Source organism: Sorangium sp. So ce375 (assembly GCF_051473855.1).
In the GTDB taxonomy this organism is placed as follows: Bacteria; Myxococcota_A; Polyangia; order Polyangiales; family Polyangiaceae; genus Sorangium.
On sequence record NZ_CP150335.1, the window covers coordinates 11158788 to 11178776 of the forward strand.

Sequence of the window (19989 nt, forward strand, 5' to 3'; positions counted from 1 at the left end):
GAGCGGATGGAAACGACGGCATACCAGCAGTACTCCGAGGAATCTGGCGATTGGCTGAAGACGGGGAGAGCCCGGCTGCTCTCCCACCTGGTCCGCGCGTTCGGCCCTGGAGAGCGCCCGCTGGAGCTCCTGGAGATCGGCGCCGGGGTCGGCCAGAACCTGGGTGTCCTCACGGAGTTCGGGGTCGTCGACGCGATCGAGGTGAGCCCGCTCGGACAGGAGGCCATCGCCAGGACGGGCGCGGCGCGGACGCTCTACAGCACGTCCGTCCCGTTCGAGCTCGACCGGCGTTACGACGTGATTTGCGCGCTCGACGTGATCGAGCACATCGAGGACGACCGCGCCGCGCTCCGGTGGGTCCATGATCACCTGAGGCCCGGCGGGGTCTTCGTCGCCACGGTGCCGGCGTATCCGTGGTTGTTCAGCGATCACGACCGCGCGCTGCAGCACTTCCGCCGGTATACCGCGCGGACCTTCCGCGACGCGCTGCCGGCCGGCTTCCACGTCGAAGCGTGCGCTTACTTCAACCAGCTGCTCTTTCCTGCCGCCGTCGGCTCGCGCGCCGCCTGGAGCGCCGCTCGCCTGCTGCGCCCGGGCAAGACCAGCATGAAGCAGCCATCGCCGAAGTCGGGCCTCGCCGCTTCCGCGATGGGGGCCGTCCTTCGCGCCGAGGTCGATCTCATCGCGCGCGGTCGGCGGCCGAGCTTCGGGCTTTCGGTCTTCTGCGTGGCGAGGCGAAAGGCAGCCTGAGGCGGCCTCGAGTCGCCTGGTTCGCGCCCGGACTGGCGCCTTGGCGGCTCATCTCTGCCGCTCGTCTCCAGCGCCGATCAGCGCTCGCCGGGGAGGGGCTCGTCCTCGCCTGGCTCCGGGGGGAGATCGGACTCGGTGGAGGACGGCTCAGGCGCAGGCGGAGCGGCCGGCGCGCTCGGGGCTTCCTCCTTGCGAAGGTAAATGTCGAGCTGCTGCCCCTTCTTGCCCAGGAGCACGCGCCGCTTGGCGGCGAGCGTGAAGTCCCGCGTGGCCTGGGCGGGCAACGTGTGACACTTCGAGTCGACCACGGCGAACCCCGCCCGCTCCAGGAGCGCCGCGGCGCTCTCGCCGCCCGGGGGACCGCTCACCCTGGGCGCCGGGAACGCCCTGTTGTTCGGCCCGAAGACCGGCACCGTCAGATCGCCGACCTCGTAGAGGCCTGACTTGTACGCGTCGCCACAGCCCAGGTAAGCGACGGTGGTGGAGAACGGGGCTCGCGGATCGGGGGCCGGACCCATCTCGGCAAGGATCATCCCGCCGTGCTTCGAGGGCTTCACGGTACGCCGGAGCGCGAAGTCGAAGAACATGAGATCTCCAGCGACCGTGTCCCACCCCCTGCTTGTATGGTTATCCCAGGCCACGTGGGTCACGCCCATGCCCTTCAGGACGTCCCAGACCTCACGGGGCGTGCGCAGCCGGCCATAGCTGATGCCGTACTGCCAGGCGTTCCAGTCCGACACCGTCTCGGCGCCGATCCCGAGGTGGTTGTGGTTGTCGTGCAGCAGCACGCGCGCCCCCTTGGGGAGCGCCCGCGAGATGGACTGGAACGTCCGGTAGATGTCGAATCGCTGCGCGTAGCGCTTCGCGTACCCCTGGGAGAGGAGATCTATCACGGCCTTGATCGGCGACTTCACCATCGCATGACCAGGGATGAAGTACACGTCGCCCGCCCAGATGACCTGCAGCCCGACGAGCGTGCCGAGGCCCGTCCTCGCCGCGAGGACAGCGAAGCGGTGCTCGCCCGCCGCGCGCCAGACGAGCGCGACCATCGCTGCCGTCGCGGCGGCCATCTGCGGGACGATCGCCTGCAGATACCTGTCCTGGTGGTGCGTCCAGTACCAGCAGAGGAGGCCGACCTGCACGTAGCCGACGAGCGCCCAGACGCGCTTCGTCCCCTTGAGGAACGGCAGGCAGACGAGCAGCAGCGTGTAGACGGACCCGAAGGTGGGGACCTTGCCGTGGAACTTGGCGTAGTCGTTCGGAATGAAGGAGAAATCGACGAGCGCCTTGAGCGTCCTCAGGACACCGTCCGCGCTCCGCTCCGGCCGCCAGAACTGGAAGTCCTGGTAGCCCCAAACAAAGATGTTGGCCGCGTCCTGCGTCCAGGGGCGCAGGGGGAGGATCTTGTACAGCGTGGGATAGAGCGGATCCCCGTAGTAGACCCAGTTCTTCGCCCAATGCGTGGACGTGAACAGCAGGCCTGCGGAGGCCGCCACGAGCGGCCCGAGGTACCAGTTCTTGCGGATCGCGGGCGCGACCTGGCCGCGGAGCGAGCGGTAGGCGAGGACGAGCGTGCGCGCGCCGAGGAAGAGCGCGGGGAAAGGCACCAGGATGACCGCGCCGGTGTACTTGGTGAGCCCGGCGCCGGAGACCATCATCATCATCAGCGCGATGAAGCGGGGCGAGAGATCCCGGTACGCGCGCATCATCAGGGTGAACGCCGGGAGCGCGAAGATGGAGGCGATGTGATCGCCACCGACGCTCAGGCTGGAGTCGTAGAGGAAGATGCCGGGGAAGAGGAAGCGCGCCGTCCACGAGAGCCGGAGCGTGTACGGGCCGAGCCCGCGGGGGATCATCAGCCGCACGGCGGCCGGGATGGCGACGAGGGTCCAGAGGAACCCCACGAACTCCATGTGCGCGGCGAGCTCGACCTTGTCGAACAGGAGCCCGCGCGGCAGGAGGAATGCCCACGAGTACACGAAGGTCGCGAAGTGGGGATAGGTCTCGACCGTCCAGCCCTCGGGGAACCGGCGAATGCCCCCGGTGACGGCGTACTCCTCGGCCAGCGCCAGGTGCTTCCACCGCGAGTCGAACTGGACGTTCTCCGGGGTGAGGATGACGAAGTACACCATTCCCACGCCGAGCAGCCCGAGCGCGAGGATCGCGTAGGTCCAGACCGGCGGACGCGCCGCCCTTTGCTGAGCGTGGCGGACGTGACGGACGACCCGCGTCAGGTAACCCCGGAGCGGAACGAACCCCGCGCCCAGCATCGCGAGCGGCAGGAGCACGAAGAGCGCTGTGCCATAGAGCCGGAGGAGCCCGGCCACGGTCATGAGGAAGGCGAACTCGAAGACGCCTATCGCGAAGCTCGTGGCGAGCTGCTCCACGATCGGCAGAGGGCGGCCGACGACGAGCTTGATCGTCAGGTTGCCCGCAGAGACGCAGGCGGCCGTCCAGAGCCCGCAGAGGAGCCAGTAGCCGGCGTAGCGCCAGAAGAGCCAGTGCTGGATGGGGTAGAAGCGATGGACGAAGCTGGCGAAGAAGGCGACGGCCCCGAGCAGGAGGACCGGCAGGGCGATCTGCCGGACGCGCTCCCATCGATCATGCGCGCTCCCCGCGACTCTCGGCGTGGGCGGGGCGTTCATCAGCGCTTCGCAAACCAGGAGGGCTCGACCATGAGCCCGCTCCTAGCTTGCTGCGCGCTCGATGACCAGCGGGAACGTGCCCGCTCCGTCCCCGAGCAGGAATCCACACGCCCGGAGGGCTGCGCAGCCCGTGACCGTGCGCAGCGTCCCGCAGCCCACCGCGGGGCCGCAGGGCGCTGCTGCCCTAATTCAGCAACTTCTTCGAGAGGTGCTTGACCGCCTCCTGCGCCGCGTTTCGCAGCGCGACCTCGACCGCCTTCGACGACGTATCGCCTCGCACGAGGATGGCGCAATTGTCGCCCTCAGCCTCGAAGGAAGCGAGCGGGAGCTCTTTTGCCGCTTCTGCAGCGCGGATCGGCACCTGCACAGCAAGCGAACCGACCTCGAGCTCCACGAACCCCACCAGCTCCGACTTGGATAGGTTCTGCATGGCTTCGAACGTGGGTCGGCCCCTGGGGCTTAGCAAGGTCAGGTTTTTCCTGCTTGTCGCTGCGATTGAGCTCCACCTGGAGAAGCCTGCGCGGGCGCGTCCATCCCAGCGTCGGCGTCGGCGTCGGCGTCGGCGCCGCGCGGCGCGGCGGCCGCCGGGCAGGGCGCCGCGCGCGTCACGCCCAGCGCGCGCTTCCGCACGGGTGACCGCTCTCGCGCCAGCTTCAGTTCTTCAGGGATGTCAGCTGGTCGGCCATGATGCTTCGGTAGTTGCGGTAGACCTGAAGCACGATGGCCAGCGCGATCGCCGCCTCGCTCGCCGCGAGGACGATGATGAAGACCGTGAACACCTGGCCAGACACGCCGCCGGCGACGAAGTGGTCGAACGCGATGAAGTTGAGCGCGGCGGCGTTGAGGATGAGCTCGACGCCGAGGAGGATGCCCACCGCGTTCTTCCGCGTCATGACGGTGAACAGCCCGAGACCGAAGAGCGCCGCGCCGACGGTGAGGTAATGGATGAGACCGACCTCCATCGCTTACTCCCTCTCCCAGGCGCGCCTGACGGCTCGACGCGCGAGCACGACCGCGCCGATCATCGCGGCGAGCAGGACGACCGAGCCGAGCTCGAACGGGAGCAGGTACTCGCCGAGGAACGCGTGTCCGAGCTTGGCGGTGGACGGCATCGCCGGCTTGGCCTCCGCGGGCCAAGGGGTCTGGGTCGCCACCCTGCCGAGCACGAGCAGCACCGCCGTGACCAGGCCGAACGCCACGGCCGGCCCGCCGCGCGGGTTCGAGATCTTCATCTCCGCGATGCGGCTCGTGAGCATCACGGCGAAGAGGATGAGGACGAGCGTGCCGCCGACGTAGACGAGCACCTGCGTCGCCGCGAGGAAATCGGCCGAGAGCGTGACGTACAGCCCGGCGATGCCGAGGAACGTGCCGAGCAGCGCCAGCGCGGAGTGGATGATGTTCCTGGAGAACGCCACGAGCCCGGCCGAGCCGAGCGTCAGCGCGGCCAGCCCGAGGAAGACGAGTGCGCTCAGGGAGGGCATGGGATGAGGCGCGCGACGTTAGACGGCTGCCCACCGCCCATCAAGGCCGACCCCTGCACGTGGCGCGCGACGCCCCCGGACGTCGGGCCGGACGCCCTCGCTCAGGCGCCCGATCCGGCCGCGCCGTTCGCGCCGGCCGCGGCCTCCGCGCCCTCAGCGCCCTGCGCGCCCTTCTGCTTGCCGCTCTCCTTGCGCCAGATGGCGCGCAGCTCCTCCAGCGCAGCGGGGTTGTCGCGCATGGCGCGCTCGCGGGCCTCCCTGGCGTGCGGCCCGTACTCGCCGACAGGCACCTCGCCGAGGTCCTTCGGCGCCTTGTACAGCGGCACGAGGCCTTCCGGGATGAAGCGGAACGTGAGGTGATCGAGCGTCGGCGCCGCCCCCTCGAACTCGCGGGTGTGGCGGATCGCGCCGGTCGACTCCGTCTTGCACGCCTCGACGCAGAGGCCGCAGTACATGCACTTGCCCATGTCGATGTCGAAGCGGCTCATCGCCTGCTTCTTCGTCGCCGGATCCTTTTCCAGATCGATCGCGATGCACTCGATGGGGCACGCGCGCTCACAGCGCTTGCAGCCGGTGCAGATGTCCATCTGCACCTCGAGAAAGCCGCGGTACCGCGGGGGGAGCATCTCGCTGACGGGGCGGTCCGTCTTGTCGGGGTACTGGACGGTGATGGGCTCCCGGAACAGATGGGAGAACGTGACCGCCATCCCTTCGAGGATGGTATTGGCCGCGCTGGAGATGCTCTTGATGTACTGGGCGAGATCCATGGCCGGTGCCTCTCCGGGACCTGACGCGCTCGGGCAAGTCCCCCGAAGGAGCGAGGCGCCACGCCAAGCAGGATAGCAGACGCCGACCGGCCCTGGAGCGTCCGGTCCGCGCCGCGAGGCGTCCGAGCCCGCGCCGGCCCGCGCCGCGAGACCCCCGAGCTCGCGACGGCCGCGGCCGTTCGGCGTCGCGCCGAGCAGGAACCCGCGGAGAGCGTGGAGTCAGCGGCGAACCTGTCCTCTCCTGTTGACGCGCACCCGGGGTGGCGATCATGGTCGTCGGATGTCGCAGCTCCCCTTGTCGGGAACGTTAACCGCCCTCGTCACGCCATTCACGCCTGACGGCGAAGCCGTCGACTTCGACGCGCTGGACGCGCTCGTCGAGGCGCAGATCGCGGGCGGAGTCAGCGGGCTCGTGCCGTGCGGGACCACGGGCGAGTCGCCGACCCTCAGCGAAGCCGAAGCGAACGCCGTCATCCGGCGCGTCGTCGACGCGGCGCGCGGCCGCGTGCCGGTGATCGCGGGGACGGGCTCGTTCTCCACGAAGAAGACGATCGAGGCCTCGCGCGCCGCGCTCGCCGCTGGCGCGGGGGGCGTGATGGTCGTGATGCCGTACTACAGCAAGCCGTCGCAGGACGGGCTCCGCGAGCACACGCTGGCCGTGGCCAAGGCCATCCCGGCGCCGATCGTGCTCTACAACATCCCGGGCCGGACGGGGGTCGACCTCTCCGCCGAGACGACCGAGCGCATCTGCGCCGCCGCGCCGAACGTCGTCGCCATCAAGGACGCCTCGGGCAACGTGCTCCGCTGCCAGGAGCTCGTGCGGCGCCTCGGCGACCGGCTCACGATCCTGTCCGGCGACGACGCGCTGACGCTCCCGATGATGGCGCTCGGCGCGCAGGGCGTCATCAGCGTCACGTCGAACGTGCTGCCGCGCGAGACCAGCGCGGTGACCCGGCGGTTCCTCGCAGGCGATCTCGCGGGCGCGCGGGCGGCCCACCTCGCGCTCCTCGAGGTGCACGGGCTCATGTTCGCCGAGCCGAACCCCGCCCCCGCGAAGGCCGCGCTCGCCGCCCTGGGCCGCATGAGCGCCGCCGTCCGGCTGCCCCTCGCGCCGGCCGGAGAGGCGATCCGGCAGCAGATCGCCGAGGCGATGAAGCGGCTCGAGGCGAGGCGCGAGGCGTCGTGAAATCGAACGGTGATCATCGAGGCGTGCCGATGAGCGCGATCATGGGGGCCGCCCAGGGAGACGACGCCCGGCTGCTGAAGGTCGCGATCCACGGCGCGAGCGGCAAGATGGGGCAGGCCATCGTCCGGCTCGCGGCGAACGAGCGCGCGCAGGTCGTGGGCGCGATCGTGTCGCGTGGCTCCTCCCGCATCGGCCGCGACGTCGGCGAGCTCGCGGGGACAGGCACCATCGGGGTCGCGATGAGCGACGACACAAGCGCCGGGCTGCTCGGCGCTGACGTGGTCATCGACTTCTCGCGGCCCGAGGCGCTCCCCCGGCTCCTGCACCTCGCGATGCGGGCCAAGGTCGCCGTCGTCAGCGGCACGACGCGCCTCGACGGCACGTGCGAGCGCCTGCTCGACGAGACGGCGCAGCACGTCCCGGTCCTCTGGTCGCCGAACACGAGCATCGGCATCCACGTGCTCGCGGAGATCGCGGCGAGCGCGGCGCGGCGGCTCGGGCCCGGCTACGACGTCGAGATCGTGGAGGTGCACCACCGCGCCAAGGTGGACGCGCCGAGCGGCACGGCCGTGCGGCTCGCCGACGCCGTGCGCGCGGCCCGCGAGCCGTCCGCGACGCTCGCCGACGTGCACGGCCGCGAGGGCAACGTCGGCCCGCGCAAGGCGAACGAGCTCGGGATCTTCGCCGTGCGCGGCGGCGACGTCATCGGCGACCACACGGTCCACCTGCTCGGCCCCGGCGAGCGCATCGAGCTCACGCACCGCGCCACCAGCCGCGACCTCTTCGCGCGCGGGGCGCTGCGCGCGGCGTGGCACCTGCACGGAAAGCCGCCCGGCCGATACACGATGGCCGACGTGATCGGCGGCTGATCGCGGCGCTCTCGGGCCAGACGCCGGCGATCCGCGCTCGGGCGCGTCGCGGAAGAGCGACAATGTGGTCAGCCGGCTTTCGTCGCACTACGCTGCCGCGCTCGTATGGAGACGCTCGCTGCGAGGATCGCGCGCGCCGGTCCGTTGCCGGACAGGGACGCGGTGGGCTGGGTCGTCCGCCTGGCGAAGCGCGTCGAGAGCCTGCACGCGCGCGGGACGGTGCACGGCCGACTGTCGGCCGCCTGTGTGGTCATGGAGGGCGAGCCGTGCACGTCGAGGGCGTGGCTCTCGGACCCGCTCGCCACGCCTTCCTTCGTGGGATACCGCTCGCCGGAGCGGGCCGCGGGCGAGGGGCCATCGCGCCAGGACGACACGTGGGCGCTCGCGGTCACCCTGTACACGGCGCTCTCGGGGGCGCTCCCCTTCCCGGCCGAGAGCGACCAGGAGCTCCGCCGCAAGCAAGGCGCCGGCGCTGCGCCGCGGGTGACGCCGCCCGGCGCGGCGGGCGACGCGCTGTGGCGCGTGCTGGACCAGGCGCTCGCGCGCGACGCGGAGCAGCGGATCGCCGAGGTCGCGGCGCTCCGGCGCGCGCTGGAGGCGGCGCGGCCGGGCGACGGGCTGGAGGATCTGCCGCCGCTCGATGAGCACGCGCTCGCGGAGCCGGCGAGGACGATCCCAGCGCCGCGCCCCTCGAGCGGCGGGGTGCGGGGGTCGTCGAGCTCGCAGCCGCCTCGCAAGAGCGCTCCGCCGCGCGAGGGCACCGGCTCGCAGCCGCCTCGCAAGAGCGCTCCGCCGCGCGAGGGCACCGGCTCGCAGCCGCCTCGCAGGAGCGCGCCGCCGCATGGCCACACGAGCTCACAGCCGCCTCCCCTGGCGGGCGCCTCGGCCCGCCGGACGCCATTGCCGCTGCACGGGCTCGCGACCCTGGGGCTCCGGTCGACGACCGGCACGCCGGCCCCCCCGCCGCTGGAGGCGCCAGACCATCCCTCGAAGGCGAAGCCCGCGTCGCCTGCCACATCGCCGGGGTTCGCCGGCCCAACGCGGAGGGGGGCCTCGAGCGCGGGCGCGGCGGCTTCCCCGCCCGCGCCTGTGCGACCACCGCCCGTCACGCCCCCAGAGACGGCGCCACCGCCCGCCACGCCCGCAGAGACGGCGCAGCTGCCCTTCGCGCCCGCAGCGAGGGCGCTGCCGCCCGTCGCGCCCGCTGAGAGGGCGCTGCCGCCCATCGCGCTTCCAGAGAGGGCGCTGCCGCCCATCGCGCTTCCAGAGAGGGCGCTGCCGCCCGTCGCGCCCGCTGAGACAGCGCGACCGCCCTTCTCACCCACCGCGGTGCCCCTCTTCGACGCGGATGCCCCGGCGAGCCCGCGAACAATCGACGATCTCCCCTGGCTGGGCGAGGACGACAGGCACCAGCCGTCGCACCCCTTCCCGGTTGCGCCCGGCAGCGTCGCCGCGCGCATCGACGCGCCCGGCGCGCCGACGCCCCACGTCCCGGCCGTCGACCTCCCCTGGCTGGGCGAGGACGACACGCACGAGCCGTCGCACCCCTTCCCGATGGCACCCGGCAGCGTCGCCGCGCGCATCGGCGCGCCCGGCGCGCCGACGCCCCACGTCCCGGCCGTCGACCTCCCCTGGCTGGGCGAGGACGACACGCACGAGCCGTCGCACCCCTTCCCGATGGCGCCCGGCGGCGTCGCCGCGCGCGGCGGCGCGTCCGGGCTCGGCGTGCCGCCGCCTCGCGCCCCAGTCACGGTGCCAGCGCCTGGCTCGCGCCGCGAAACGCCGTCCGCGGCGCGGCGGTGGGCCGCGCTGGTCCTGGGGGCCGTGGCCATCGCGGGCGCCGTGGCCGCGGCCTGGTTCTGGCTGCGTCACCGCGAAGCCGCGCCGCCGTCCGACCCGGCGCTACCCGCCGGGTCGGAGGCCGCGCCCGCCGCCTGCGCCGCGCCCGCCGCCTGCGCCGCGCCCGCGCAGCCGAGCGCCCCGGCGCCCGGAGACGCGGGCGCGGAAGACGCGGAAGACGCGGAAGACGCGGGCACGGCGGCGCCGACGGACGCCGGCGCCGCGAGCGCGGCGATGGACGCCGCGGCCACCGCCGACTTCGCCGCGTGCGCGGCGCCTCTCTTTCCCGGCAAGAGCGTCGACGCCGCCACCGCGGGCCAGCTGTCGTCCCTCTGCGCCGAGGTCGACCCGATGAAGGGCGTCGCGGCCCTCAAAAACCACCTCATCCAGGCCGCAGGGCCCACGGGCGTCTCGGACGCCACGAAGGAATGGGCCGTGCTCGGCTGGCACGACATGGCGACCCTCGCCAGCCTCCGCGCCCGCTGCTGCCACGCCCCGCCCCCTCTCGAGCTGCCCAGCACACCCGAGGGCTGCGCCCCGCTCGACGAGGCGCTGAACGAGCTCGGCGCGGCCGTCGCGTCGGCGTCTGCTCCGGGCGATCGGGCGGTCGCAAAGGCGACACGGCGGTACACGCGAGCAGCCCAGTGCGTCGCCCGAGTCGGCGCGGCGACCCGTTACGGGCGCAAGGACAAACCGAACGGAGGCGAGACGATCGCCTTCAGGAAGGTGCTCGCGCGCGCGCTCCGGAGCACGGCACAGCGCTGAGCCGCGCGGACGTCACGGCGCGCGCTGCTCGTCCCGCGCCGTCCGCACGGCCCGGCGCGCCGTGACGTGATCGGCAACGCGGACGGCGGCGGGCGCGGACGGCGACGAACGACGCGAACGGCGAACGGCACGAACGGCGAACGGCGCGGGCCGATCGCTCGACCACCTCGCCGAACGAGCGGTTCTGGGGTAGCGTCCGCGGTCCCATGTCCAACGAAGCGAGCGATCTCCTGCTCGAAATCGGCGTCGAGGAGCTCCCCTCGTCGTTTGTCGAGGCCGCGCTCCGCGCGCTCCCGGATCTCGCAACGAAGCGCCTCGCGGAGCTCAGGCTCCGCCACGGCGCGGTGCGCGCGCTCGGCACCCCGCGTCGGCTCGCGCTGCTCGTCTCCGGCGTCGCGGCGCGCCAGCCGGATCTCGAGGAGGAGGTCACCGGCCCGCCGGTCAAGGCGGCCTTCAAGGACGGCGCGCCCACGAAGGCGGCCGAGGCGTTCGCGCAGAAGCTCGGCTGTTCCGTCGCGGATCTGCGCCGCGTCGAGGGGCCGAAGGGCGAGTACCTCGCGGGCACCCGCCGTGAGGCCGGCAAGCCCGCGGCCGAGCTCCTCCCGGAGGTCCTGACGTCGCTCATCGCGGCCATCCCCTTCCGCAAGTCGATGCGCTGGGGGCAGGGAGATTTCGCGTTCGGCCGCCCCATCCAGTGGCTTGTCGCGCTCTCCGGCGGCGAGGTCATCCCCGTCGAGATCGCCGGCGTCCGCAGCGGGCGCACGAGCCGCGGCCACCGCTTCCTCGGGTCGGGCGAGATCGCGATCGGCGCCGCGAAGGACTACGTCGAGGCGATGCGCGCGGCGCACGTGCTCGTCGACCCCGAGGCGCGCGCGCGCCTGATGCGCGAGCGCCTGCTCGCCGCGGCGCGGGACGCGGGCGGGGTGCTCATCGAGGACGACTTCCTGATCGGCGAGAACCTCTCCCTCGTGGAGGAGCCGCACGTCATCGTCGGCAGCTTCGAGGAGCGGTTCCTCGAGCTGCCGGAGCGGGTGATCCTCGAGGTCGCGCGAGGCCACCAGCGCTATTTCGGCGTCCGCGACGCGAAGACCGGGGCGCTGCTCCCGCGGTACCTGGCGGTCGTGAACACCGCGGAGGCGCCCGAGAAGATCAAGCGCGGCAACGACAACACGATGCGCTCGCGCCTGTCGGACGCGCAGTTCTTCTACCGGGAGGACGTCAAGGTCCCGCTCGCGAGCCGCCGCGAGAAGCTCGGCGGGATCGTGTTCCAGAAGCGGCTCGGCAGCGTGCTGGCGAAGGCCGAGCGGGTCGAGCGGCTCGCCCGCGAGCTCGGCCTGCTCCTGATGCTGCCCGAGCAGACGCTGGTGGCGGCGGCCTCGGGGGCGCACCTCGCGAAGTGCGATCTCGTCGCGCTGATGGTGGGCGAGTTCCCCGAGCTCCAGGGCGAGATGGGCCGCGCCTACGCGCTCTCCCAGGGGGTCAGCCCGGAGGTGGCCGACGTCATCCGCGATCACTACCTGCCGAAGGGCGCCGCGGACGCGACGGCGCCGACGCACGCCGGCGCGCTGGTCGCGATGGCCGATCGGCTCGACACGCTGGTCGGCTGCTTCGCGATCGGGCTCGTCCCCACGAGCACCGCCGACCCGTACGGGCTGCGCCGCGCGTGCCTCGGCGTGCTGCGCACGCTGCTGGATCGCGATCTCGATCTGCGCCTCGGCGCCGCGTTCCACGCCGCGTACGACGGCTACGCCGGGGTGGAGCTCAACGTCTCGCGCGAGGAGCTCGCGACGCGCCTCGGCGAGTTCTTCTCCGAGCGGCTGCGGGGCCTGCTCTCCGACCGACTCCCGCAGGACGCGGTCCTCGCGTGCCTGCGCGTCGCCGCGGATCGCCCGCTCGATCTCAGGGCGCGCGTGCGCGCGATCGACGCGCTGAGCCCGGAGGTGCGCGCGCGGGTGGGCGAGGTCTTCAAGCGGGCCACGAACATCGCCGACAAGGCGCCTGCCGGCGAGCCGGTGGCGCCGTTCGGCCAGGACGTGCACCCGAGCGAGACGGCGCTCTTCGCGGGGTACCTCAAGCTGCGCGAGCAGATCGCGTCGGACGTCCGGAGCGGCTCGTACGACGCCGCGTTCAGGGCGGTGGCGGATTTCGCGCCGCTCTTGCACCAGTATTTCATCGACGTGTTCGTGATGACCGACGACGCGGCCGTGCGGGACAACCGGCTGCGGCTGATGCGCGCCCTGTCGGAGACCTGCGGGAGCCTGGCCAGGCTGGAGCTCCTCGGCGAGGCGCCGCGCGCGGCGTCGTAGCGGGGCGGGCGCGGCGGCTTGCCGGCGCGCCCGACACCACCATGGAGGCGCCGCCCCCCAGGCTGGTGGTGGCTGGCGCCGTCATCGGCGATCGTTCGATCGGGGCGCGTGAGCACGACGCCACGTGGAGCAGCCAGCTCCTCGGCGGGAGCGCCCGGCTGCGGCGCCTGGCACCACACCTGCACCAACGCGGCAACAACACGGCACCAGCGCCACGCCGCCCGCAACAACCCCCGGCGGCGCGATCGACCAGGCGTCGGGAGCCGATCACAGGTCAGCCGAGCGGCGATGCGCTCTCGGCATGACACGAGGAGGGTGTGTAGCGATGTCTTCAATCGAGCATAACAAGTCGATCGCGCGACGGTTTCTCGATCTCGTGAGCGAACACAAGATCGACGAGCTCTGCGAGATGATCTCTCCGTCGTGGAGGATGCACGGCGGTCCGCCCGCGCTCCCCGCAGGGCCGGAAGGGCTCCGCACGCTCTTCGGGACATTCGGCGCCATCGAGCAAACATGGTCGATCGAGGACGTGATCGCCGAAGGGGACAAGGTGGTCGTGCGCGCGAAGAACACGTGCGCACAGGCAAGCTTCCTGGGCATCCCGAGCCACGGCCGGCAGCAGACGTTCACCGCGATGTTCATTCACCACATCGTGGACGGGAAGATCGTCGAGACCTGGCGGAACGCCGATGATCTGGGCCGGCTCCTGCAGCTCGGGGCGCGGCTCGAGCCGGGCGCGCCGGCTTCGACGTGAGCAGCGATGTACCCCTGAATCACGGTCCCTGACCTCCAGCTGCCACGCTCCAGTCGCCGCTCGCCGACGCGGTCGTCAATCCGTCGCGCTCGCCGCCGTTGGCTCTTGTCTCCTGTCGCCGGAAGCGAGCTTGGCCAGTCACCCTTGACATCCTCAAATCGTTTCGCCTGACCTTTCCCCTGCGATACCGTTCCTCCCCATGCCGGGATCTCCGCCCTATCCGTTCGCGTTCTTCGGGGCAGCGCCGAGCGATTGGTTCGACCTCGAAGGGGACCTGTTCTCCTACGAGCTCTGCTTCGTGGCGCCCGCGGACGCGGCCGCGCGGCGCGCCATCGGCGAGGCGTGGGAGCGGGCGCTCGACCCGCGCGCGGTGGAGCACTGCGAGCCCTTCCAGTGGGCCGATCGCTGGGCGCTCGTGCGGGTGCGGCCGGCGGGGTGGAGCAAGGCCTGCATCGACGACATGGCGCGCGCGGTCCAGCGGGCCCTCACCGCGGCGCACGGCGCGCACCCGATCGAGGTGGCCTCCCTGGCCGAGGCGATCGAGAGCGACACCGACTGGGACGCCTGGTCCGCCGAGCAACGACCCGAGCCCCCCACGGGCCCGAGGTGGCCCGTCGAGCTGCCCCGCTTCGGCGGAGGCGTGCGCTTCGAGGCCGCGTGCTCGGTGGATCCGGAGGTCGAAGCCGCGCGCAAGGCGGCGCGCGCCGCGCCTCCCGCGGAGGAGCGCTCGTCGGCGAGCGCGGCGGACGACGACCACGACGCGGACGAGGCGGAGACCAGCGACGACGACGACGACAAGCCCAGGGTCATCTCCGGCGGGCTCCGGCTGGAGCGCGTGCCGGGCTACAAGGTGCCCGAGCCCTCCGAAGAGCAACTGAAGCTCTTCGGGCAGAGCGGCGAGTGGCTGATCGCGCCGAACGGCCTCGTCTTCGGAGTCGCCAAGCCGAAGCGAAAGCCGCCCGTCGCCGCGTGGATCGAGAACGGCGAGCGCCGCACCGCTCAGGGCGATCCGCTCGCCACCACGCACGGCGTGTCCCTCGCCGCGCGCGACGACGGCGGCGCGGCGCTGATCGGGGAGGATTCGGAGGCCGTGTGGGAGGTCGTATTTGCGGCGGGCTCCGTGCGACGCCTCCTGGAGCACGACGAGCCCTTCTCCGACGTCGCCTACGGCCCGGAGGACCGGGTGCTGGTCGCGAGCGACACGATCGAGGTCTACCGCCGGGAGGGCTCGGGCCTCGCGCTCGAGGGGCGCTGGGACCTCGACAGCTACGGGATGCGCTCGGTCTTCGGCGGACGCCTGCTCCTCTTGAAGTGCTTCGACGACGAGGACGAGAGCGCGGACGGCGTCACCATCCTCGGCCACGATGGATCCACGGTGCGCCGGCTGGCTCGCGTGCGCATCGCGGTCGGCGAGATCGTGATCGACGGCGCCCGCGTCATCGTGGAGGACGGTAGCGAGTACTACGAGCTGCTCGGCCTGGAGGAGCTCGCCGCTCGCTTCGCGGCGCAGCCGGAGTCCTTCCCCGAGCTGAAGAAGCGCGAGCCCGGCGACGACGAAGGCGAGAGCGCGTCCGATGAGGGCGAGAGCGCGGCCGGCGAGGGCGACGAGGAAGAGGGCGCCCGGCCAGAGGTGCTGGAGGGCGCGCTCCGCGTGGAGCGGCGGAGGTCGCGCGAGGTGCCCTCGGAGCCCGAGATCGAGCGCGCGGAGCGCGAGCTGTTCGGGTCGACCTCCTGTGTCTCGGTCGCGCCCGGCGGCCGCGTCTACGGCATCGCGAAGCTCCGGCGCAAGCCGGTGACGGCCGCCTGGATCGAGGGCGGGGAGCTGAAGCGCGCCGAGGGCGAGGCGCTGCCCGGCCCCCACGGCTACATCGCGGCGCGCGAGGACGGCGGCGCCGCGCTGTACGGGTTCGACTACAAGCTCGTCGCCGAGCTCTCCTTCGCGGACGGCAAGCTGCGCCGCCTCTTCGAGCACGACGCGTCGATCACCGAGATTGCCTACGGCGCGGAGGACCGCGTCATCCTCGCCACGGGCGAGTCGCTCGACGTCTACCGCCGCGAGGGAGAGGGCGCCGTCCTCGAGCAGCGCTGGGGCGTGAGCGGTTACGGCCTCACCCCCGCCCTCGGCGGCCGGCTGCTCCTCGTCAAGAGCTACGAGGGCGAGGACTCCGAGGACGGGCTGACCATCGTCGGCTTCGACGGGGGCACGCTGCGCCGCGTGGCCCGCGTGAAGGCCTCCGTGGGCGAGGTCCGGATCGCCGAGGGCCGAGCCTTCATGGATCACGACGGCGACACCTACGAGCTGCTCGGCCTCGACGCGCTGGTCGAGCGGCTCGCCACGTCCCCCGAGGTCGCCGTGTACACGCCGTCCGACGACGACGACGACGACGACGAGGCGCCCGAGTCCGGCCCGAAGAGGGCGCCCGAGGAGTACGCCATCGAGCCTGCCCCGGGCCGCGTCGGCCTGCGCTACCTGGGCGAGCAGCGCCCGCTGCCAGAGGACGAGGACGACATCCCGAAGGACGTGCGCGCGCAATTCGGGCCGGGCGCCCGGGAGATCGAGCGCTACCGCCCCGCCGACGTGTACATCGGGTGGAAGAAGGAAGGCCGGCGCTCGTTCGTCTTTGCCGTGCTGAAGGACGGTGAGCTCATCGAGACCGCGGTGAAGGCGAGCTCCCCCTCATCGACAGGCCTGGTGAGCGCGGATCGGAGCGCCGCCCTCGTGGCGACAGACGGCGACACAAAGCTCTGGTGGGTAGACCTCCCGCACGGCAAGCCGCTCCTCGTGCACGACTTCAGCAAGGAGGAGAGCGAGGACGAGATCTACACGCTCGAGGCGCTCGCCTCGGGGCGGGTGATCGTCGGCACCTCGTCGGAGACCTGGATCTTCTCGGTCAGCGGCGGCGCCTCCAGGCTCGAAGCGCGCGGCGACCTGGATCTGCGCGTCGTGGAGAGCGCCGCGGGGGGCCGCGTGGCCGTGCTGGAGGCCTCCGAAGGCAAGCCGATCCGGATCTGGGGCATCTACGACGGCGGCGTTCGCACGCTCGCCGAGCTCGAGCCGGAGCCCCTCAGCTTCGAGCCGAGCGCTGACGGCAGGTTCTTCTTCGAGGCCGTGAATCGCCTCGGCTGGTATGAGCTCGTCAACCTCGAGGACGCGTGGGAGGCCGGGCGCCGTGACACCTCCGGCGAGCACTACCCGCCCGTGGTGCTCGCGCCGAAGCCCCCCGAGCAGGAAGAGGACGGCGAGGATAACGGCGAGGACGACGACAACGATGACGACGACGGTGACCCGGAAGATGTGGAGTGAGGGCGGGCCCTTCGATGCGTAGGTAGGTTGTTGAGCTAGAATTCGCGACCAACGCGCTATCGGATGGCCAGGGCGGACGGCCCCTTGATTGGTGAAGATGGGTTAACGGGCAGACCCGTAACGCAACTCACAGCCAATGAGTTGACGCTCGACAATCGACGCTCGCTTTACTCGCGTGCAGTGCCCGATATAGCCTGCCGGAATGGGGTTCTCGCTGACTCCGTGGGAGGCGCCGATGCGGTTCTCGCTGTTTCCGGTCTTGCTCGCGTTCTGTATAGGGGGCTGCTCCTGCGGGAGCGACACTGAGGTGGAGGGGGTGTCCACGGGCAGCACAGGTGTCGGTCAAGGCAGCACAGGTGTCGGTCAAGGCAGCACAAGCGGCGCAGATGGCGGAGGTGGCGCAGGTAGCACAGGCGGCGCAGGTGGCGGACACGTCGTGTGCATCCCAGGGCTGCAGTCGATCGCCCTGTCGCCTGACAACTCCACGGTGGAGATCGATGGCCGCTCCGCTGCGCCGATCACCTTCACGGCCACCGGGACGCTCTCCGATGGCACCACGAGGGAGCTTGAGCCGGGGGCGCTCACCTGGTCCGCGACGCGCGGCGACGACACGCCCACGGGGACGATCGCGGGCGGTGTTCTGGCGCCTTTCGCCTCGGCGGGCGGCACGGTGCGAGTCGCTGCGAGCGATGGATGCGTGACGGGAGAGACGACCGTCGTGCTCCACCTGAGCGCGGTCCTCGGTGCGCCGAGCGATCAAGGCGCCTGGGCGGGGCCCCCCGTCACGGGCGCTCCCGCGCCGAGCATCGTTTACCCGAGCGATCAAACGCGCTTTCCGCGCAACGTCTACCGCACCCTGTTCCAGTGGCGGAGTCAGGGGTTCACGGAGTTCCGGCTCGTATTCACGGGCGCGAGCTCCACGGTCACCGTATTCACGGACGGCGCGCACGGCCTCTGCAAGCAGGCCAGCCCCGCCGCCGGGTGCTGGGAGGTGGACGAGACGACCTGGAACTACATCGCTGGCTCCAATGCCGGCGGGACCGCCACGTGGACGGTCGACGCGCTCGATACCTCGACGACGCCCGCCACCGTGCGCCGATCGGCCGCCATCGAGATAGGCTTCTCCAAGCAGGACGTGAAAGGCGCTATCTTCTACTGGTCGACGACCTCTGCCGGCGTGCGGCGGGGCAAGATCTCTCGCCAAGCTCCGGAGGACTATATCGTGGGCAAGCCCCCGACTACGTACTCCGACGGCGACAAGGTCAAGTGTGTCGCATGCCACGTTGTCTCGCGCGATGGCAAGTACATGGCGGCCCCTGTGTCCGCCGACTCCGGGAACAGCCTGTGGATCCTCGGGGTAACGCCGGACGCGCCACCCGACCCGCTCGTCAAGAGCGTGAAGGACACGGACGGACACGTCTTTGCGACGATCTCGCCCGACGACGCGCGGGTCGTCGCCGCGTCGAAGGGAGCGATGTGGATGGTCGAGCGGGAGACCGGCGCCTATGTCAACGATCTCCCGACCGGCGCGCTGAAGGGGACGCACCCGGACTGGTCACCCCTCGGGACGGAGGTCGTCTTCGCCACGGGCGACGGCGACGCTCCCGGCGGCGCATCGCTCGCGCGTATCCCGTACAGCGACGGCACCTGGGGGCAGTCATCGGTCCTGCTCGCGCCGCCCGCCAAGAAGAGCAACCTCTTCCCGAGCTTCTCTCCGGACGCGGCATGGATCGCGTTCTCGCAGGGGAAGGGCGGCCACGGTGACAACACGGCTCAGCTCCTGGTCCTCAGCGCGAGCGGCGGCCAGCCGGTGGAGCTCCTCAACGCGAACCGCGTCACGTCGAACCAGATGACCGACGGGCAGTATCAGAACAGCCAGCCGACCTGGGCGCCGCCAGGCGATCTCAACTGGATCGCGTTCAACACGAAGCGGGAGTACGGCGTCGTTCGCCCCGAGGGGACCCAGCAGATCTGGGTGGCCGCTATCGACGTCCAGAAGGCTGCTGCAGGCCAGGACCCGAGCTACCCGGCGTTCCGCGTCCCGTTCCAGGGTCTCGACGAGAACAACCACCGCGCCTACTGGACCCTCGACATCAACGAGGACAACAGCGGCGGGGGCGGGAGCGGCGGCGTAGGCGCGGGCGGCGCAGGGGCAGGCGGCGCGGGGGGAACCACGCCGGGGTCCGTATGCTCGGAGATCCTCGACGTCGATCAGATCTGCGATCCCGTGAACGACTGTTGCCAGAGCGGCTCTTACTGCGACACAGCCGATGACGGCGTGACGTACACCTGCATCGCAGCGATCAATTAGTTAGTCGCGCTGCCGCGCATCGTCGCGCTGCCGCGCATCGGCGCCGAGACGGCGGCGCTCGCCGTCAGGCCATCGCGCTCGAAAACCCCCGCGCCGTCCGGCCGCTCGACGCCATCGAGAGCAGCCGGCTCACGCGCTCCTCGGTCGTCGGGTGCGTCGAGAACCACTTCAGCACCGAGCCAGCCCCGGCGAGCGGGTTCACGATGAAGAGGCTGGCCGTCGCCGGCCGCGCCGCCTCGGGGGGCACGAGCGCCACCCCGTGCTCCAGCTTGGACAGCGCGCTGGCGAGCGCCTCCGGGTCTCCGGACAGCTTGGCGCCGAGCTCGTCCGCCATGTACTCGCGCGACCGCGAGATGCCGAGCTGCACCAGGGTCGCTGCGATCGGCGCGACGATCGCCAGGGCCAGCCCGCCGAGCGGGCTCCCGCCCTCCTCGTCGTCCGACGATCCGCCGAACATCCCGGCGAAGCTCACGGCGTGGGCCACCCACGTGATGCCCGAGGCGAACGCCGCCGCGATCGTCGATACAAGGATGTCGCGGTTCTTGATGTGCGCGATCTCGTGCGCCAGCACGCCGCGCAGCTCGCGCTCGCTCAGGAGCTGCATGATGCCCTCGGTCACCGCCACGACGCCGTGCTCCGGGTTACGCCCCGTGGCAAAGGCGTTCGGCTGCGCGTCCGGGATGACGTAGACGCGGGGCTTCGGGATCCCCGCCCGGATCGAGAGCTGCTCCACCATCCGGTGCAGCTCCGGAGCATCGAGCGGCGAGACCTCGGCGGCCCGGTGCACCGCGAGCACGATGCGATCGGACATGAAATACGCACCGAGGTTCATCGCGAGCGCGAGCACGCCGAACAAGACGAGGTACCCCGGCCCCAGCGCCCCGCCGATGGACACCAGGATTGCCGACATGACGCCGAGCAACAGGATCGTCTTGATCTGATTCTTCATGAACTTCGTTTCCTCCTCGGAACGGAGCGCTGCAAAAGCCGCTCCCCGGAGATCGATGTGTCG

General features: G+C 71.6%; 14 protein-coding genes. 8 read left to right on the forward strand and 6 right to left on the reverse strand.

Translation table 11 applies throughout. The features are described 5' to 3' along the window. Window positions 1-6 precede the first annotated feature (6 nt). Window positions 7-750: a class I SAM-dependent methyltransferase gene (locus tag WME90_RS41785; RefSeq protein ID WP_437277674.1), complete on the forward strand. Its 744-nt coding sequence runs from the start codon at window positions 7-9 to the stop codon at window positions 748-750. Window positions 751-827: 77 nt separating this feature from the next. Here the strand turns inward: WME90_RS41785 and WME90_RS41790 are convergent, their stop codons facing one another. The 5 genes from WME90_RS41790 to WME90_RS41810 form a co-directional block, all read right to left on the reverse strand. Beyond that, entirely contained in the window at window positions 828-3395 is a 2568-nt protein-coding gene (locus WME90_RS41790) for a hypothetical protein (RefSeq protein ID WP_437277675.1), read from the reverse strand. Window positions 3396-3579: 184 nt separating this feature from the next. Further along, window positions 3580-3789, reverse strand: a complete 210-nt coding sequence (locus WME90_RS41795) for a hypothetical protein (protein WP_437277676.1) — start codon at window positions 3787-3789, stop codon at window positions 3580-3582. 259 nt (window positions 3790-4048) lie between these two features. Then, on the reverse strand, window positions 4049-4357 hold the full coding sequence (gene nuoK / locus WME90_RS41800) for an NADH-quinone oxidoreductase subunit NuoK (protein WP_437277677.1): 309 nt from the start codon (window positions 4355-4357) through the stop codon (window positions 4049-4051). A gap of 3 nt (window positions 4358-4360) precedes the next feature. Further along, the gene (locus tag WME90_RS41805) at window positions 4361-4876 is read right to left on the reverse strand and encodes an NADH-quinone oxidoreductase subunit J family protein (protein ID WP_437277678.1); all 516 of its coding nucleotides are present in this window, start codon (window positions 4874-4876) and stop codon (window positions 4361-4363) included. Between the two features lie 101 nt (window positions 4877-4977). Beyond that, entirely contained in the window at window positions 4978-5643 is a 666-nt protein-coding gene (locus tag WME90_RS41810; RefSeq protein ID WP_437277679.1) for a NuoI/complex I 23 kDa subunit family protein, read from the reverse strand. Between the two features lie 280 nt (window positions 5644-5923). Between WME90_RS41810 and dapA the strand changes: the two genes are divergently transcribed. From dapA to WME90_RS41845, 7 genes are all read left to right on the forward strand, one after another. Next, entirely contained in the window at window positions 5924-6829 is a 906-nt protein-coding gene (gene dapA, locus WME90_RS41815; protein ID WP_437277680.1) for a 4-hydroxy-tetrahydrodipicolinate synthase, read from the forward strand. A gap of 71 nt (window positions 6830-6900) precedes the next feature. Next, entirely contained in the window at window positions 6901-7698 is a 798-nt protein-coding gene (gene dapB / locus WME90_RS41820; RefSeq protein WP_437283730.1) for a 4-hydroxy-tetrahydrodipicolinate reductase, read from the forward strand. Between the two features lie 105 nt (window positions 7699-7803). Next, on the forward strand, window positions 7804-10302 hold the full coding sequence (locus WME90_RS41825; RefSeq protein ID WP_437277681.1) for a hypothetical protein: 2499 nt from the start codon (window positions 7804-7806) through the stop codon (window positions 10300-10302). Between the two features lie 206 nt (window positions 10303-10508). Beyond that, window positions 10509-12608, forward strand: coding sequence for a glycine--tRNA ligase subunit beta (glyS, locus tag WME90_RS41830; RefSeq protein WP_437277682.1), 2100 nt, complete (start codon window positions 10509-10511; stop codon window positions 12606-12608). A 325-nt stretch (window positions 12609-12933) separates the two neighbouring features. Then, a complete protein-coding gene (locus WME90_RS41835) occupies window positions 12934-13362 on the forward strand; it encodes an ester cyclase (RefSeq protein ID WP_437277683.1) in 429 nt (142 codons plus the stop codon). 199 nt (window positions 13363-13561) lie between these two features. Continuing rightward, complete coding sequence (locus WME90_RS41840) at window positions 13562-16666, forward strand: hypothetical protein (protein ID WP_437277684.1); 3105 nt, start codon at window positions 13562-13564, stop codon at window positions 16664-16666. Between the two features lie 436 nt (window positions 16667-17102). Beyond that, window positions 17103-18977, forward strand: coding sequence for a TolB family protein (locus WME90_RS41845; RefSeq protein WP_437277685.1), 1875 nt, complete (start codon window positions 17103-17105; stop codon window positions 18975-18977). 64 nt (window positions 18978-19041) lie between these two features. Here WME90_RS41845 and WME90_RS41850 read toward each other — a convergent pair whose 3' ends face one another. Further along, window positions 19042-19926 carry a zinc metalloprotease HtpX gene (locus WME90_RS41850; protein ID WP_437277686.1) on the reverse strand — a complete coding sequence of 295 codons (885 nt, stop codon included), beginning with the start codon at window positions 19924-19926 and terminating at the stop codon, window positions 19042-19044. Window positions 19927-19989 lie beyond the last annotated feature (63 nt).